The sequence below is a fragment of the Actinoplanes missouriensis 431 genome (assembly GCF_000284295.1).
GTDB lineage: Bacteria > Actinomycetota > Actinomycetes > Mycobacteriales > Micromonosporaceae > Actinoplanes > Actinoplanes missouriensis.
The window spans coordinates 7856536-7871768 of record NC_017093.1 but is presented as its reverse complement, the minus strand read 5'-3'; the positions used below and the strand labels follow the sequence as shown (position 1 = coordinate 7871768).

Sequence of the window (15233 nt, the reverse complement as noted above, 5' to 3'; positions counted from 1 at the left end):
TACCTTGGTCGCGTGCCGGAGGGACATACCATTCACCGCCTCGCCACACGTCACCGCGAGCTCTTCGCCGGGCAGCAGGTCGAGGTGAGCAGCCCGCAGGGCCGGTTCGCGGCCGGCGCGGCGCTCGTCGACGGGCGGGTGCTGCGCGACACCGAGGCGTACGGCAAGCATCTGCTGCACCACTACGAGGACGACCGGACCGTGCATGTCCATCTCGGCCTCTACGGCAAGTTCGCGGACGGTGAGCTGCCGGCCCCCGCGCCGATCGGCCAGGTGCGCCTGCAGATGACCGGTTCCGGTCACTGGCTGGAGCTGCGTGGCCCGACCGCCTGCGAGGTCCTCGACCCGGCCGCGGTGGACCTGCTGAAGGCCCGGCTCGGCGCCGACCCGCTGCGCGACGACGCGGACCCGGCTCGGGCGTTCATCCGGGTCCGGAGCAGCACCAAGCCGCTCTTCGCGCTCCTGCTCGACCAGTCCGTCGTGGCCGGTTGCGGCCTGATCTACGCCAACGAGGTGCTGTTCCGGGCCGGGCTGTCGCCGGAGACGCCGGGCACCGCGATCGACGAGACGCGCTGGAACGCGATCTGGGAGGACCTGCGGGCGCTGATGAAGGAGGGTGTGGCGCGCGGCCGGATCGACACCGTCCACACCGAGCACACCCCGGAGGCGATGCGGCGGGCGCCGCGCGTCGACCGGCACGGCGGCGAGGTGTACGTCTACCGCCGTCCCGGCCAGCCGTGCCTGGTCTGCGGGACCGATGTGGCCCGCGGACCGCTGGCCGGCCGCAATCTCTACTGGTGCCCGACGTGCCAGCCGGCCGTCAGCGGACCCCCGGCGAGATCACCTCGCCGGGGTCGAAGCTGACGCGGCCTTCTCAGCCGGCCGGGGTCGTCGCCGGCGGGGTGACGCCGGCGGCCGCCACGCCCTCGGGCGCCGCCGGGGACTCCGAGACGGCCGGCGGCGCCGGGGTCGGCGACGTCGGGGTGGCAACCGGCGCCGAGGGCGTCGGAGCCGTCGTCACGGGCGTCGAGGGGGTGGCCGGCGCGGTCGTGGCCGGCGTCGGTGCCGAGCCCGGCAGGCCCACCGTGAAGTTGCTGGTCAGCCACGGCATCAGCTGCTGGTAGGCGGTGGTCGTGGCCGGCTGGTTGAAGTCGTGCGACAGGATGATCGATCCCGGCCGGGTGTTCTTCTTGACCTCGGCCACCACCCGCTTCACGTGGTCCGCGTCGGACTCGCCGGCCGGGTGGTACCAGTCGCGCGGGTCGACGTCCCAGTAGAGCGACGTCATGCCGCTCGAGTAGGCCACGTCGACCAGCCGGACGGTGAAGTTGCCGCCGGGCGCCCGGAAGTAGGGGATCGCCGCGCCGGGCACGGCCGCCCGGATCGCCGCGTTGGTCCGGTCCAGGTCGCGGAGGATCTGCTCCGGCTTCTTCTTGCCGATCTTCAGATCGTGGTCCCAGGTGTGGTTGCAGAGCACATGCCCGGCCTCGGTGATCTTCCGGACCAGGTCGGGGTGTTTCTGCGCCTGCGAGCCGACCAGGCAGAAGACCGCCTTCACCTGGTATTTCGCCAGGATGTCGAGGATCTTCGGCGTCTCGTTCGGGTCGGGGCCGTCGTCGAAGCTGAGGGTCACCGTGCGGGAGCCGGTGGTCACCAGCGAGTTGGCCGGGCCGTCGCCGCGCGGCGCTTTCCGCCCGGCCTGCTGCGCCTCGGAGGTGGGCCGGGTCCGGGTCGGCGTGGCGACCGGACGCTGCGGCGCGGCGACCTGCGTCTCCTCGGGCTCGGCGGCGGGCTCGGTCCACGGGTCCTCGTCGACCGCCGGGGTCGGCGTCGCCTTGGGGTTGGTCACCCGGGACGCGACGGCCTGCGCCGCGGCGTTCATCACGCTTGTCGGCTCGCCGTCCTGCTGCGGGATCGTCGGCACCGAGGCGAGCAGCACGCCGGCGACGACGAGGGTGCCGAGCAGCAGCGCCGGCCGGTTCCGCGCGGCGGCCATCCACTCCTCGACGGGCAGCGTCCCCGGTGCGCGGTGGGCGCCGGTCTGCGCCGAGGGGGTGCGGCGCGCATGACGGGCGGTGCGCGGCTTGCTGCCGCGGGTCCGGCGGGTGGCCCGGGAGGGGCCCGGGACGCTCTCGGCCGACGTCTCCGCCCTGCGGTGCCGCCCGCCTTTCGCGCCGTCCACACCCGACGTCGGTGCTGCTGGGCGCGGGTTGTGCGGAAACATCCGTCATGCCTACCGTGCGGCATGATCGAACGCGATACCGAATCGGTCATCTCACTACCACGTACGGTGATTTCCCCAGGTCACCGTACGTGACTACGCTCAGCAATATCCGCACCGATAGGGGTGTGATCCTTATCGGTCCGGTTCTGTCGCTTTCGTGAGGCGGGCGAGCTCGTCCACCACGTCCGCGACCGAGGCGCCCCGGGCCAGCATGGCGCGCTGCCGTGCCCCACCGGTCCCGCCGGCCCGCAGCCGTCCCATCAGGACCGTCGTGGTCTCCAGGTCACCGTGTCGCTCCAGCTCCGGGCGCACATAGTCGAAGAGCTGCCGCATCAGCCGCCAGGCCGGCCGGGGTTCCCGGGTGGCCATGTCGATGTTGAGCCCTTCCAGCCCGTCGTGCGCGGCACGCCAGTGCGCGGCCATCAGCAGCGGGTGCTCCACGTCCGGGGCCTCGATGCCGTCGCGCACCTCGCGCAACAGGGTCGCGACCAGGCCCCGGGCGAGCGCGGTGAGCAGCATCGCGTCGTCGAGGGTCGGGGTCACGTCGCCCAGCCGGATCTCGACGGTGGGGTAGTTCGCGGAGAGCCGGGCGTACCAGTAGAGCATCCCCTCGTCGAGCATCGCCCCGCTCGCCTCGAGGTCCGAGATGAGCGTCAGGTAGTGCTCGTGCGAGCGCAGGTACGGCGTCGGGCCGACGGTGGGCCAGCGCTCCCACATCATCGAGCGCCAGCTGGCGTACCCGGTGTCGCGCCCGGCAAAGAGCGGGGAGTTGGCGGCGGCGGCCTGCAGCACGGGGAGCCACGGGCGCAAGTGGTTGAGGACTTTGACGCCGGTCTCCGGGTCCGGGATGCTCACGTGCACGTGGGTGCCGCACATGCCCTGACCGGGGGAGAGGTCGCCGAAACGGTCCCGCATCCGGTGGTACCGGGGTTTGTCCACGATCCGCAGGTTGGGCCCGGCGGCCGGGCCGGTGCCGACCGCGACCAGGCGGGCGCCGGCGCGTTCGGCGGCAGCCGCGACGCCGGACCGCAGCCGGGTCATCTCCGCGCGCAGGTCGGCGAGGTCGAGCCGGGGCGGGCTGGCCACCTCGATCTGGCTGCGGTAGTACTCGTGCTGAACGCCGCCCCGGATCTCTTCGGGCAGCTCGGCGAAGACGTCGTCGACCGCCTCCACGGCGCGTGGCTCCGCCGCGTCGACGAGCAGGTACTCCTCTTCGATGCCCAGGGTCAGCAGATCGTGGCGCTCGGCCTCGGCGGCGATGTCCGCGGGGAGCGTGGTCCCCTCGGTGGCGGTGTCCATGGGCCGCCAAGTACCCGTGGGGACGTGCCGCTAAGCATTGACATTCGTACATGTTGACACACCGTGTAACAAGCGTGAAACTGCCGTGAGAGCGCTCTCTCGTCCCCCTCGAAAGGCGTGTGTCCCCATGCGAAGTCTCCGAGTTCTCGCCGCGGCCGCTCTCGTGGTGGCCGCCTCCGTGACGATCGTGACCACGGCCGACGCGGCGGTGCCCCCGCCGCCGTCCGGCATGACGCTGGTCTTCAGCGACGACTTCACCGGTGCCGCGGGCACCGGGCTCAACCGCGGCAACTGGCTCTACTCCGCCGGCACCGGATATCCGGGCGGCGCCGCCAACTGGGGCACCGGCGAGGTCGAGACGATGACCGACTCGACCGCGAACGTGTACCAGGACGGCAGCGGCAACCTGGCGATCAAGCCGCTCCGGGACTCGGCGGGCCGGTGGACGTCCGGCCGGGTGGAGACCCAGCGGACCGACTTCGCCGCGCCGGTCGGCGGCCGGGTGCGGATCGAGGCGCGTATCCAGCAACCGAACGTGACGGGCGCGGCGGCCGCCGGTTACTGGCCGGCGTTCTGGGCCCTCGGCGACGCGGCCCGCCCGGTCGGCGCCACCAACTGGCCGGGCATCGGCGAGTGGGACATCATGGAGAACATCAACGGGCGGTCCAGCGTCTTCGCGGCCCTGCACTGCGGGACGAACCCGGGCGGCCCGTGCAACGAGACCACCGGTCTGACCAGCGGTGAGCGCGCCTGCAGCGGCTGCCTGTCGAGCTTCCACACCTACGCCGTGGAGTACGACCGCAGCACCTCGCCCGAGCAGATGCGGTGGTACCTCGACGGGGTCAACTACTTCACCCTCAATTCGACTGCGGTCGACGCCACCACCTGGAACAACGCGACCCACCACGGCATGTTCGTGATCCTCAACGTGGCGATCGGCGGCGGCTTCCCGGCGGCCTTCGGCGGCGGTCCCACCGCGCAGACCCAGCCTGGCGTCCCGATGCTCGTCGACTACGTGGCGGTCTGGCAGTCCTCCGGCGGCACCACGCCGACCACCTCGCCCACGTCCGGCGGCTCCACCCGGGACGCGTACTCCCGGATCGAGGCGGAGTCCTACAACGCGTCCGCGGGAGTCCAGGTGGAGACGTGCGCGGAGGGCGGCCAGGACGTCGGCTGGATCGCGAACGGTGACTGGCTGCAGTTCAACAACGTCGATTTCGGTACGGGCGGAGTGCGGGACTTCGTGGCACGTGTCGCATCCGGGGCGGCCGGGGGAGTCAGCGGTCTGGTCGAGGTGCGGCTCGACAGCCGGAGCAACGCGCCGATCGGCAGCTTCGCGCTCGGTGGCACCGGCGGATGGCAGACCTGGCAGTCGATTCCGGGCAACGTCTCGAACGTGACGGGCATGCACACGGTGTTCGTGACGTTCAGTAGCGGTCAACCCGCTGACTTTGTGAACCTCAACTGGATCCAGTTCCGACGGTAATACTTTTTAACGACTGATTTTGATGGGTCGTAGCCGCTGACCTGCGGTTGCGGCCCATTGTCGTACCCGAAGATTTTTAAGGATGTTTAAGGCTGTCACTCTTTACTTTTACTGTTAACAGTCCTAAAGATTGATACACCTCACAGTGTGTACGGAAGGACGTCGATGAAGCGCTCCAGATCGGTCATCCTCGCAACGGTCACGGCGCTCGTCGCCGGAGGCGCGGCGACGTGGTTCGCGGGCAACGCCCAGGCCGCCACCGCCTGCGCCACCGCGTGGAACTCGTCCGCCGTGTACGTGAAGGGCAACGTGGTCTCGCTGGCCGGCCACAACTACACCGCGAAGTGGTGGACGCAGAACGAGTCCCCGTCCGTCCGGAGTGGGCAGTGGGACGTCTGGGCCGACAACGGGGTGTGTGAGGGCGGGGTCAATCCCTCGCCGTCGTCGTCCCCCTCGTCGTCGCCCTCCACCTCGCCCTCGTCGTCCCCGTCGTCGTCCCCCTCCTCCTCGCCGTCGAGTTCGCCCTCGACCTCGCAGTCTCCGAGCAACGGGGCGCTACCGGCGCACTTCATCACCGGGTACTGGCAGAACTTCGACAACGGCGCCGCGCCCCTCAAGCTGGCCGACGTCCCCGCCGCCTACGACCTGATCGCGGTCGCCTTCGCCGACGCCACCACGACGGCCGGTGCGGTCACCTTCAATCTCGACCCGGGCCTGGCCACCGCGGTCGGCGGATACACCGACGCGCAGTTCAAGGCGGACATCGCCACCCTGCACGCGCGCGGCAAGAAGGTGATCATCTCGGTCGGCGGCGAGAAGGGCACGGTCGCGGTCAACAGCACGGCGGCCGCCACCGCGTTCGCCGACTCGGTGCACTCGCTGATCCGGACCTACGGGTTCGACGGCGTCGACATCGACCTCGAGAACGGGCTGAACCCGACCTACATGGCGAGCGCCCTGCGGTCACTGCGGGCCAAGGCGGGCAGCAACCTGATCATCACGATGGCGCCGCAGACCATCGACATGCAGAGTCCGCAGTCCTCGTACTTCAAGCTGGCGCTCGACATCAAGGACATCCTCACCGTCGTCTTCACCCAGTACTACAACTCCGGCTCCATGCTCGGCTGCGACAACAACGCCGCGTACAGCCAGGGAACCGTCAACTTCCTGACCGCCCTCGCCTGCATCCCGCTGCAGAACGGCCTGCGCCCCGACCAGATCGCCCTCGGCCTGCCGGCCAGCACCCGGGCGGCCGGCGGCGGATACGTGGCGCCGTCGGTGGTCAACGCCGCGCTCGACTGCCTCGCCCGGGGCACCAACTGCGGCACCTTCAAGCCCCCGGCCACGTACCCGGGAATCCGCGGAGCGATGACCTGGTCCATCAACTGGGACGTCACCAACGGCACCAGCTGGGCCAACACCGTCGACCCGCACCTCGCCACCCTCCCCTGATCCCCTCCCCTCTCGGAGCGTCCCGTGAAACTCAGCAGGAAGATCGCCGTGATCGCGGCGGTCGCGACGGCCGGAACAGCCGCCGCGGTCCTCCCGATGGCCACCTCGAACGCGGCCGTCGCGTGTGCCCCGGCCTGGAGCGCGAGCGCCGTCTACGTCAAGGACAACGTCGCCTCGCAGAACGGTCACAACTACACCGCCAAGTGGTGGACCCAGAACGAGTCGCCGGCCACCAACAGCTCGCAGTGGGCGGTCTGGGCCGACAACGGCGTCTGCGGTGGCACCACGCCCCCGACCACCCCGCCCACCACCGGGCCGACCACCCCGCCGCCGACGACCGGGACGAAGATGGCGGCCGCGCCGTACATCTACCCGGGCTGGGGCAACCCGCCGGCGCCCGCCACCGTCGTCAACGCCACCGGGATCAAGGCGTTCACCATCGCCTTCGTCCTCGCCAGCAACGGCTGCAACCCGGCCTGGGACGGTTCCACCGGTCTCACCGGCGGCGCGCACGCCAGCACCATCGCGGCGATCCGGGCGGCCGGGGCGGACGTGATCCCGTCGATCGGTGGCTGGAGCGGCAACAAGCTCGGCCCGAACTGCTCGACTCCGGAAGCGCTCGCCGGGGCGTACCAGAAGGTGATCGACGCTTTCGGTCTCAAGGCGATCGACGTGGACATCGAGAACACCGACGAGTTCGAGAACTACGTGGTGGCGGACCGGATCGTTGACGCGCTGAAGATCGTCAAGCAGAAGAACCCGTCGGTGAAGACCATCCTCACCTTCGGCACCACCACGACCGGGCCGAACGCCCACGGCGTCCGGCTGATCCAGCAGGCCAAGGCGAAGAACGCGAACATCGACGTCTTCACCCAGATGCCGTTCGACTTCAGCGGCGGCGCGGACATGTACGCCAGCACGGTCGGCGCCACCGAGGGCCTGAAGAACGTCCTGAAGAGCACGTTCGGGTACACCGACGCGCAGGCCTACTCGCGGATCGGCATCTCCGGCATGAACGGGCTCTCCGACCAGCAGGAGGTGACGTCCGTCGAGACCTGGACCCGGATCCGCGACTACGCCCGGAACAACGGCCTGGCCCGCTTCGCCTTCTGGGCGGTCAACCGGGACCGCGGCTGCGCCGGTGGCGGCGTGGTCTCCGACTGCTCCGGCATCGCGCAGGCGGACTGGGCGTTCACCAAGGTGAGCGCCGGCTTCTGAACCGGCTAGCCGGTTGACGCGCGGTCGCCCTCACGGGCGGCCGCGCGACGCCGTTTGCGCACCTTCTTGACCACCCAGGAGCCGATCGCGATCGCGAAGAACGCCCAGATGGCGTAGTCGAACCAGTGGCTGTACTTCTCCACGTCCTGCCAGCGGTTGCCGAGGGCGTAACCGGCGCCGACGAATAGCGCGTTCCAGACGCCGCTGCCGATCGCGGTGAACAGGACGAACTGACCCACCGGCATCCGGTTCGCCCCGGCCGGGATGGAGACCAGGCTCCGGACCACCGGCGCGCAGCGTCCGAACAGGACGGTGGCCCGCTCGTGCTTCTCGAACCAGCGGTCCGCCTTGTCCAGGTCGTCGAGGTCGACCAGGGGCACCTTGTCCAGCCAGCGGCGCAGCCGTTCCTCGCCGAGGCCGCGGCCGAGCCAGTAGAGCAGCAAGGCGCCGACCAGCGCGCCGACCGTGGCGGCGATCCAGACCAGCACCAGGTTGACCCGGCCCGCGCTCGCCAGGTAGCCGGCCATCGAGAGGACGATCTCGCTGGGGATCGGCGGGATCAGGTTCTCCAGCGCGACGAGCAGGCCGACGCCGATCTCACCGGTCGACTCGATCACCGAGGCGACCCATCCGGTCAGGCCGCCGAGATTTCCGAGATCGCTTTCGGCCATGTGTCGTCCTCCCCTGGTTTCTCTGGTGTTACCCGACAGCCAGCGTACGAACCGCATGGCGTATATACCGACGATCGGTATATGCTGCCGGCATGAGCGATGCGCCGATGCGGGAGCCGACCTTCCTGGTTCTCACTGCCCTGGCCGAGGAGCCCCGGCACGGCTATGCCGTGATCGAGGACGTGTCCGCGATGACCGGCGGCCGGGTCCGTCTCCGCGCCGGCACTCTCTACGCCGCCCTCGACCGGCTGCGCGCCGAGGGCCTGATCGAGGTCGACCGCGAGGAGGTCGTGCAGTCCCGCCTCCGGCGTTATTACCGGCTCACCGCGGCCGGCGAGCAGAGCCTGGCCGCCGAGACCGCCCGCCTGCGCGAGCAGGCCGCGATCGCCGACAGCCGCCTGCGCGCCCGTCGCACCGAGTTCGGGGGAGCGCCCGCATGAGCGGCACGCAGCGGTGGTTGTTCGCTCTCTATCCCCGCGACTTCCGCCGGGACTACGAGGAGGAGATGCTCGCGGTGCTGGCAGCCGAGGGGCGGCCCGGTCCGGGCCAGGTGATCGATCTGGTCCGGTCGGCGCTGGTGGTGCGTCTGCGGCGGGTGCCGGTGCCGGCCGGCCTGCGGCGGGCGGCCGGGGTGGTCCAGCTCTTCGGCGCGCTGTTGCTGCTGGGTGTCGCGCTGCGGCGGATGATCCCGCTGGTCAACCCCATAACGCACGAGTGGCGAGAGTTCGACGCGGTGGATCCGCTGCGGGTGGCCGGGTGGTCGGTGGTCGTGCTCGCCGCCCTTCTCGGGTGGCGGCTTCTGGGTCTCGCCGGCGCCTCGGCCGGGCTGGCCGGAGAGATCGCCGCTCCCGCCCGGTGGTATCTGGACACGCCGGCCATGGTGCTCAACGCCTACTGGCTCATCGTGGCCGCCGCCGTGGTGCTGGTCGCCGGCCTGGTCGCGGCCCGTGGTGCGGGCCGCCCGCGCGGGCTGATCCCGATGCTGGCCGCCGCGGCGCTGGTGGCCTCGCTGGGCCTGCTGAACCTGTGGTCACCGAGCTGGATGCTCGAGGTGCTCCTGCTCGGTGACCGCGCCGCGCCGATCTGGGACGCCGAGACCGTGACGGAAGTTCGCGTCGGAGCCCTGGTGATGCTCGGGGTCGTCGCCCTGGTCGTGTTCGCGGTGATCAGGCAGGACCCCGAGGTGCGCCGCTGGCTGCTGGCCTGGGCCGCGCCGGTGCTGGCCGCGGTGCCGCTGGTGCGTTCCGGCTTCGACGGTTTCGTGGAGTACAACATGCGCCACCCGGAGTCCACCCAGCTCATCAACCCGTTCCAGTGGACCGCGCTGGTGCTGATCCCGGCGGCGGCGTTCCTGGTGGTGTCTCACCTGACCACCCGGTTCGAGAGGTCCCGGCTCACCGAGGGCGCCGGATGAGCGCCTCACCGCTGGAACGCCGCTACCGGCGGCTGCTGCGGGTCTATCCGGCGGGTCACCGTGCTGCCTATGAGGAGGAGATGGTGGGGGTGTTGATGTCCGGTGCCGCGCCCGGCCGTCGCTTCCCCTCCCCGGCCGACGCGGTGGACCTGCTGGGTGCGGGCCTCACGGCCCGTCTCGGCTGGTCAGCCCGGGCACTGCGGGGTCCGGGCTGGCGCGACGCGGCCACCCTCACCGGTTTCGCGCTCGCCCTGATGCTGGCGACCGACGCGATCGACGCCTTCGTCGACGGCCTCCGCGCGTGGCTGTCCACCGGTGGCGGGACGGACGGCTGGCCGGCGATGAGTGCCGGGCGCGGGCTCGGCGTGAGCGGCGGGGACGGGCTGGGCGCCGGCGGTGGGCTGCTGATCGCGGAGCCGGGCATCCGGGCGCTCGCCTGGAGTGCCGTGGCCGTCGCGGCGGTCGCCGGGCTGCGGCGGGTCACCGCGGTCCTGGCCGGGGTGGCGGCCCTCGCGCAGATCGGGACCATCGCGTTCTGGGCCGGCGTCGCGCCCTGGCAGTCGGTGCGTCTCACCTGGACGCCGGCGGTGGCGGTGCTGGTCTTCGGGGCGTTCCTGGCGGCGGCGCCGGGTCGTCCGCCGCTGCGGGTGCTGGGCCGGTCCGGTTCGTGGCTGGCCGGCGCGGCGGTGGTCGCGGTCCTCGGGTGGACGCTGGTGCTCGCCGACCTGTCGATCCCGTTGCCGGCGCCGCTGTCCGCCGAGATGTTCGATTTCTGGTTGCCGCTCGGCCTCGGCGCGGCTGCGGTGACGTGCGCGCCGCGCGGGGTGCGCAGCCGATGCGCGGCCCTGTTCGCGGCGGTGGTCGTGGGGCCGCTGACGATGCTGGCGTGGTGGGACGCGCTGGTGCTCGACGAGGCCACGGCCGGTGTGGCGCCGGGGCGGGTGACGGCCGGTGCGCTCGCGCTCACCCTGGTCCCGCTCGCGGCTCTCACCCTCGGCGTGGTCGGGGGGTGGGGGCGGGCCGGACGTTTCGGCGAGTGGGGGCGAGGCTAAGAAACAGGGGCATGAGTGACCGGTGGTACGAGAACGCGGTTGTCTACTGTCTCGACATCGACTCCTTCGCTGACTCCGACGGGGACGGCTGTGGGGACATCCGGGGGCTGATCGGGCGCCTGGACTACCTGGCACGGCTCGGTGTGACGTGTCTCTGGCTGAACCCGATCCACCCCTCGCCGGGGCGGGACGACGGTTACGACGCGTCGGACTTCTACAACGTGGATCCGCGGTTCGGGAGTCTCGGGGACTTCGCCGAACTGCTGCACGAGGCCGGCAACCGGGGCATCAAAGTCATCATCGACCTGGTCGTCAACCACACCTCGGACCAGCACCCGTGGTTCCAGAGTGCACGGAGCTCGCCGGAGTCGCCGTACCGGGATTGGTATGTCTGGAGCGAGACCGCACCGCCGGACCGTAACCAGGGCATGGTCTTCCCCGGCGAGCAGAACGAGACCTGGAGCTACGACCGGACGGCGAAGCTCTGGTTCTATCACCGGTTCTACAAGTTCCAGCCGGACCTCAACATCAAGAACCCGGCGGTGCGCGAGGAGATCAAGAAGATCTGTTCGTTCTGGCTGCAGCTCGGGGTGGCCGGGTTCCGGATGGACGCGGTGCCGTTCATCATCGAGGAGACCGAGCCGGGCAACCCGAACTCGCCGAAGGACATGAACTTCCTGTCCGAGCTGCGCCAGCACGTGCAGTGGCGACGCGGTGACGCGGTGCTGCTGGCCGAGGCCAATGTGGAGCCCGATCAGCTGGTGCGGTTCTTCGGTGACGAGGGCGGCTCCGGCAACCGGATCCACATGCTGTTCGACTTCATGCTCAACGCGCGGCTCGTGCTCGGCCTGGCGCGCGAGGACACCGAGCCGATCATCGACGCGTTGCGGGACTCGCCGAAACTGCCGGAGGGCGGGCAGTGGGCCACGTTCCTGCGCAACCACGACGAGATCGACCTGTCCCGGCTCACCGCTGATCAGCGGCAGGACGTGTTCGCCCGGTTCGGCCCGGACGAGGACATGCAGCTGTACGGGCGTGGTATCCGCCGCCGGCTCGCGCCGATGCTCGGCAACGACCGGCGCTGGCTGGAGCTGGCGTACGCGCTGCAGTTCAGCCTGCGGGGCACGCCGGTGCTGCGGTACGGCGAGGAGATCGGCATGGGCGACGACCTGTCGCTCAAGGGCCGGGACGCGATCCGCACGCCGATGCAGTGGTCGATGCTGCCGAGCGGCGGGTTCACCAGCGCGGACCCGTCGAAGCTGGGCCGGCCGGTGATCTCCGGTGGCGAGTTCGGCTTCGAGAAGGTCAACGTGACGGTGCAGCGACAGGACCCGCGGTCGCTGCTGTCCTGGTTCGAGCGGATGATCCGCACCCTCAAGGAGGCGCCGGAGATCGGCCGGGGGACCTGCACCCACGTCGACGTGCCGGCGCCGCGTGGCGTGCTGGTGCACCGGGCCGACGCCGCTACCGGAACGATGGTGTTCGTGCACAATCTCGGCACCGAACCGGCCGTGGTCGATCTGGGCAGTCTCGCCGAGGAGGCCGAGCTTCCCAACGACGTGCTGGCCGACCAGGAGTACCCGGAACCCGGCAAGCTGGACGAGATCCGGGTCGAGGGGCACGGTTACCGGTGGATCCGGCTGCGCAGGACGGCCTGATCACCGCTAGAGTCGGGCTCCAGGAGCAGTGAAGATCACACCAGGAGCATCGCTGATGCGTCCCGGAGTCCGTCGGAGGCCGCAATGTCGCAGTCCGTACCCAGCCGGGTGGCCATCGTGACCGGAGCCGCCCGCGGCATCGGTGAGGCCATCGCCCTGAGGCTCGCCAAGGACGGCCTGGCCGTCGCGGTCGTCGACCTGGACGAGGGCGCCTGCGCCAACACCGTGACCGCGATCCACGACGCCGGTGGCACCGCGGTGGCGATCGGCGCCGACGTCGCCGACCCGGCGCAGGTCGCCGCCGCCGTGGAGCGGGTGGTCGCCGAGCTGGGCGCGCCGACCGTGCTGGTCAACAACGCCGGCGTGCTCCGCGACAACCTGCTCTTCAAGATGAGCGAGGACGACTGGGACACCGTGATGGCGGTGCACCTGCGCGGCGCGTTCCTGTTCAGCCGCGCGGTGCAGAAGCACATGGTGGATGCCGGTTTCGGCCGGATCGTCAGCCTCTCCAGCACGTCTGCTCTCGGCAATCGGGGCCAGGCCAACTACGCTGCCGCGAAAGCCGGGATCCAGGGTTTCACGAAGACCCTCGCGATCGAGCTGGGGAAGTTCGGCATCACCGCGAACGCGGTCGCGCCGGGCTTCATCGTCACCGACATGACCCGGGCCACCGCGGCCCGGGTCGGCGTCGACTTCGCCGATTTCGAGAAGGCGGCGGTCGGCGCGATCCCGGTCGCCCGGGCCGGCCGGCCGGAGGACGTGGCGCACACCGTCTCGTTCCTGGCGAGCGAGGGCGCGGGATTCGTGACCGGACAGGTCATCTATGTGGCCGGTGGACCCCAGGACTGAGCTGGCAACTTGCTGAGAAGAGTTACAAAGAAATCATGAACCGACGCATGAGTTCCCGCAGCGTGTCGCTGACCAGCACCTTTCTTCTGCTGGCCGCGGGGGGAGCGGCGGCGTGCGACAACGACGAGTACGTGGACGAGGGTTTCTACTGCGCCGACGCGAACGGTGTGGTCGTCGACGAGGATTACTGTGACGACGACGACTCCTACCATCCGGGTCTCGGCTTCTTCATCTGGCACAGCACGAGCTACGCCAGGGGTTACCCGGTGGGGCACAGGCTGCCGGCCGGTGGGAGCAAGTTCGCCTACAACGACGTGGCGTCGCGGTCCAAGTTCGGGCTGCCGGCGAGCGGCAAGATCAGCAACGGCACGATCAAGACGAGTGTGGTCGGCAAGGGCGGCAGCGGCAGCGGCAAGTCCTCGTCGAAGTCGGGTGGCTGAGGCGTGCGTCGGATCGCGTACGGGCCGGTGCGGGACGGCTGGCGGCTCACCAACTTCAGCCTCGGACTGACCTACAACGACACCGAGCTGCCGGACGGCACGATGCAGTCGTACTGGCAGGAGGGACCGTACTACGACTTCACCGCGGCCGAGATCGAGGAGCTGGAGACGGCCACCTCGGTCCTCTACGAGATGTGCATCGAGGCCGGCGAGTGGATGGTGAAGCAGTGCCCGAGGCGGACCGTCGAGGGCCGTAAGCGGGGCTACTTCGCCTCCATCTGCACCCCGGAGACGTGCTTCCTCGCCAAGATCGGTGTCCCTGAGTACACCCACGAGCAGATCATCCGGACCTGGTACGACGGCGACCCGGAAACGTGGACGCACTACGACAAGGACCCGGACATGCGGCTGCCGATGCAGACGCCGGACTTCTCGCCGACCGTCTACGGCCGCTTCGACCTGTGGTACAACGGCGCCGGCAGCGGCCCGAAACTGCTGGAGTTCAACGCGCAGACGCCGACCTCGCTGGTCGAGGCCGCGGTCGTCCAGTGGCACTGGATGGATCAGACAGCCCTCACCGACCACCCGTGGCGCCAGTGGAACTCCATCCACGAGCGCCTGGTCGGCTGGGAGGCGGTTCCCGGCGAGCCGGGCGACCCCGGCGCGTGGCGGCGCAACATCAATAAGTTGCGCGAGGCCCGGACCTGGCTGCCCGAGAAACCCAAGATCTTCTTTGCGTACGAGACGAGCGAGACGTCCGGGGAAGACCGGATGAACGTCGCGTACCTGATGGCGACGGCGGAGGAAGCCGGCTACCCGGTGGAGCTGATCGCGATGAGCCAGATCGGCTGGGACGTGGCAGGCGACCGCGTGCTGTTCGTCCCGTCGCCGGGCCAGGAGCACCTGGCCGAGCCGATCGACGTGATCTTCATGCTCTATCCGTGGGAGTGGTTCTGGCACGAGGAGGGCGGCAAGGCCTTCTTCCGGAACATGGCCGACCCGGAGAAACGCGGCACGGTCTGGATCGAGCCGCCGTACAAGGCCGCGCTGCTCGGCAACAAGGCGCTGCTGCCGGTGCTCTGGATGCTCTTCGGCGACGACCCGGAGCGGGGGAAGTACCTGCTGCCGTCCTATTTCGCCGAGTCGTCCGCGGCCGCGAAACTGACGTCGTACGCGAAGAAGCCGGTCTGGGGCCGTGAGGGCGGCTCGGTGACCCTGGTCCGGGACGGCGTGCCGATCACCGGTCAGCCGTCCGAGTACGGCGCCGACGGCCGCTACATCGTGCAGGAGCTGCGCGAGCTGCCGTCCTTCGAGTCGCTGGAGGGCACCGTGCACCCGGTGATCGGCTCCTGGCTGATCGACGGCGAGCCGGCGGGTATGGGCATCCGCGAGGGCGTCGGCACCGAGGGCCTGGTGACCACGAACACCTGCAACTTCCTCCCGCACGTGATCGAGGGGAAGAACTAGAGC

Annotated in this window: 14 protein-coding genes; 11 read left to right on the top strand and 3 right to left on the bottom strand. The window is 70.2% G+C overall.

Features of this window, described 5'->3' with window-relative positions; genetic code table 11:
- Nucleotides 1-12 precede the first annotated feature (12 nt).
- Nucleotides 13-864 (top strand): Fpg/Nei family DNA glycosylase, encoded by an 852-nt coding sequence (locus tag AMIS_RS35815; RefSeq protein WP_014447363.1) that lies wholly within the window; start codon nucleotides 13-15, stop codon nucleotides 862-864.
- 10 nt (nucleotides 865-874) lie between these two features.
- Here AMIS_RS35815 and AMIS_RS42090 read toward each other — a convergent pair whose 3' ends face one another.
- On the bottom strand, nucleotides 875-2224 hold the full coding sequence (locus AMIS_RS42090; RefSeq protein ID WP_014447362.1) for a polysaccharide deacetylase family protein: 1350 nt from the start codon (nucleotides 2222-2224) through the stop codon (nucleotides 875-877).
- Nucleotides 2225-2356: 132 nt separating this feature from the next.
- On the bottom strand, nucleotides 2357-3523 hold the full coding sequence (locus AMIS_RS35805; RefSeq protein WP_014447361.1) for a carboxylate-amine ligase: 1167 nt from the start codon (nucleotides 3521-3523) through the stop codon (nucleotides 2357-2359).
- A 127-nt stretch (nucleotides 3524-3650) separates the two neighbouring features.
- Between AMIS_RS35805 and AMIS_RS35800 the strand changes: the two genes are divergently transcribed.
- The 3 genes from AMIS_RS35800 (at nucleotide 3651) to AMIS_RS35790 (ending at nucleotide 7679) form a co-directional block, all read left to right on the top strand.
- Nucleotides 3651-5009, top strand: coding sequence for a carbohydrate-binding protein (locus tag AMIS_RS35800; protein WP_014447360.1), 1359 nt, complete (start codon nucleotides 3651-3653; stop codon nucleotides 5007-5009).
- Nucleotides 5010-5174: 165 nt separating this feature from the next.
- Nucleotides 5175-6461, top strand: coding sequence for a chitinase (locus tag AMIS_RS35795; RefSeq protein WP_014447359.1), 1287 nt, complete (start codon nucleotides 5175-5177; stop codon nucleotides 6459-6461).
- A 24-nt stretch (nucleotides 6462-6485) separates the two neighbouring features.
- Nucleotides 6486-7679, top strand: coding sequence for a carbohydrate-binding protein (locus AMIS_RS35790; protein ID WP_014447358.1), 1194 nt, complete (start codon nucleotides 6486-6488; stop codon nucleotides 7677-7679).
- 5 nt (nucleotides 7680-7684) lie between these two features.
- Here AMIS_RS35790 and AMIS_RS35785 read toward each other — a convergent pair whose 3' ends face one another.
- Nucleotides 7685-8350 carry a DedA family protein gene (locus AMIS_RS35785; RefSeq protein WP_041830275.1) on the bottom strand — a complete coding sequence of 222 codons (666 nt, stop codon included), beginning with the start codon at nucleotides 8348-8350 and terminating at the stop codon, nucleotides 7685-7687.
- A gap of 92 nt (nucleotides 8351-8442) precedes the next feature.
- Between AMIS_RS35785 and AMIS_RS35780 the strand changes: the two genes are divergently transcribed.
- From AMIS_RS35780 to AMIS_RS35750, 7 genes are all read left to right on the top strand, one after another.
- Nucleotides 8443-8790, top strand: coding sequence for a PadR family transcriptional regulator (locus AMIS_RS35780; protein WP_014447356.1), 348 nt, complete (start codon nucleotides 8443-8445; stop codon nucleotides 8788-8790).
- A complete protein-coding gene (locus AMIS_RS35775; protein WP_014447355.1) occupies nucleotides 8787-9764 on the top strand; it encodes a hypothetical protein in 978 nt (325 codons plus the stop codon). The genes AMIS_RS35780 and AMIS_RS35775 overlap by 4 nt, the downstream gene beginning before the upstream one ends.
- Nucleotides 9761-10816: a hypothetical protein gene (locus tag AMIS_RS35770; RefSeq protein ID WP_014447354.1), complete on the top strand. Its 1056-nt coding sequence runs from the start codon at nucleotides 9761-9763 to the stop codon at nucleotides 10814-10816. The genes AMIS_RS35775 and AMIS_RS35770 overlap by 4 nt, the downstream gene beginning before the upstream one ends.
- Before the next feature lie 11 nt (nucleotides 10817-10827).
- Nucleotides 10828-12474, top strand: coding sequence for an alpha-amylase family protein (locus AMIS_RS35765; protein ID WP_014447353.1), 1647 nt, complete (start codon nucleotides 10828-10830; stop codon nucleotides 12472-12474).
- Between the two features lie 84 nt (nucleotides 12475-12558).
- A complete protein-coding gene (gene fabG / locus AMIS_RS35760) occupies nucleotides 12559-13323 on the top strand; it encodes a 3-oxoacyl-ACP reductase FabG (RefSeq protein ID WP_014447352.1) in 765 nt (254 codons plus the stop codon).
- A gap of 35 nt (nucleotides 13324-13358) precedes the next feature.
- The gene (locus AMIS_RS35755; RefSeq protein ID WP_014447351.1) at nucleotides 13359-13763 is read left to right on the top strand and encodes a hypothetical protein; all 405 of its coding nucleotides are present in this window, start codon (nucleotides 13359-13361) and stop codon (nucleotides 13761-13763) included.
- 3 nt (nucleotides 13764-13766) lie between these two features.
- Nucleotides 13767-15230 (top strand): glutathionylspermidine synthase family protein, encoded by a 1464-nt coding sequence (locus tag AMIS_RS35750; RefSeq protein ID WP_014447350.1) that lies wholly within the window; start codon nucleotides 13767-13769, stop codon nucleotides 15228-15230.
- Nucleotides 15231-15233: the final 3 nt, after the last annotated feature.

Bases quoted from the DNA above. Each gene is read 5' to 3' on its own strand.
- AMIS_RS35800 (WP_014447360.1), top strand. From the start codon at position 3,651: ATGCGAAGTCTCCGAGTTCTCGCCGCGGCCGCTCTCGTGGTGGCCGCC.
- AMIS_RS35780 (WP_014447356.1), top strand. From the start codon at position 8,443: ATGAGCGATGCGCCGATGCGGGAGCCGACCTTCCTGGTTCTCACTGCC.
- AMIS_RS42090 (WP_014447362.1), bottom strand. From the start codon at position 2,224: ATGTTTCCGCACAACCCGCGCCCAGCAGCACCGACGTCGGGTGTGGAC.
- AMIS_RS35755 (WP_014447351.1), top strand. From the start codon at position 13,359: ATGAACCGACGCATGAGTTCCCGCAGCGTGTCGCTGACCAGCACCTTT.
- AMIS_RS35805 (WP_014447361.1), bottom strand. From the start codon at position 3,523: ATGGACACCGCCACCGAGGGGACCACGCTCCCCGCGGACATCGCCGCC.
- fabG (WP_014447352.1), top strand. From the start codon at position 12,559: ATGTCGCAGTCCGTACCCAGCCGGGTGGCCATCGTGACCGGAGCCGCC.
- AMIS_RS35765 (WP_014447353.1), top strand. From the start codon at position 10,828: ATGAGTGACCGGTGGTACGAGAACGCGGTTGTCTACTGTCTCGACATC.
- AMIS_RS35785 (WP_041830275.1), bottom strand. From the start codon at position 8,350: ATGGCCGAAAGCGATCTCGGAAATCTCGGCGGCCTGACCGGATGGGTC.
- AMIS_RS35775 (WP_014447355.1), top strand. From the start codon at position 8,787: ATGAGCGGCACGCAGCGGTGGTTGTTCGCTCTCTATCCCCGCGACTTC.
- AMIS_RS35770 (WP_014447354.1), top strand. From the start codon at position 9,761: ATGAGCGCCTCACCGCTGGAACGCCGCTACCGGCGGCTGCTGCGGGTC.
- AMIS_RS35795 (WP_014447359.1), top strand. From the start codon at position 5,175: ATGAAGCGCTCCAGATCGGTCATCCTCGCAACGGTCACGGCGCTCGTC.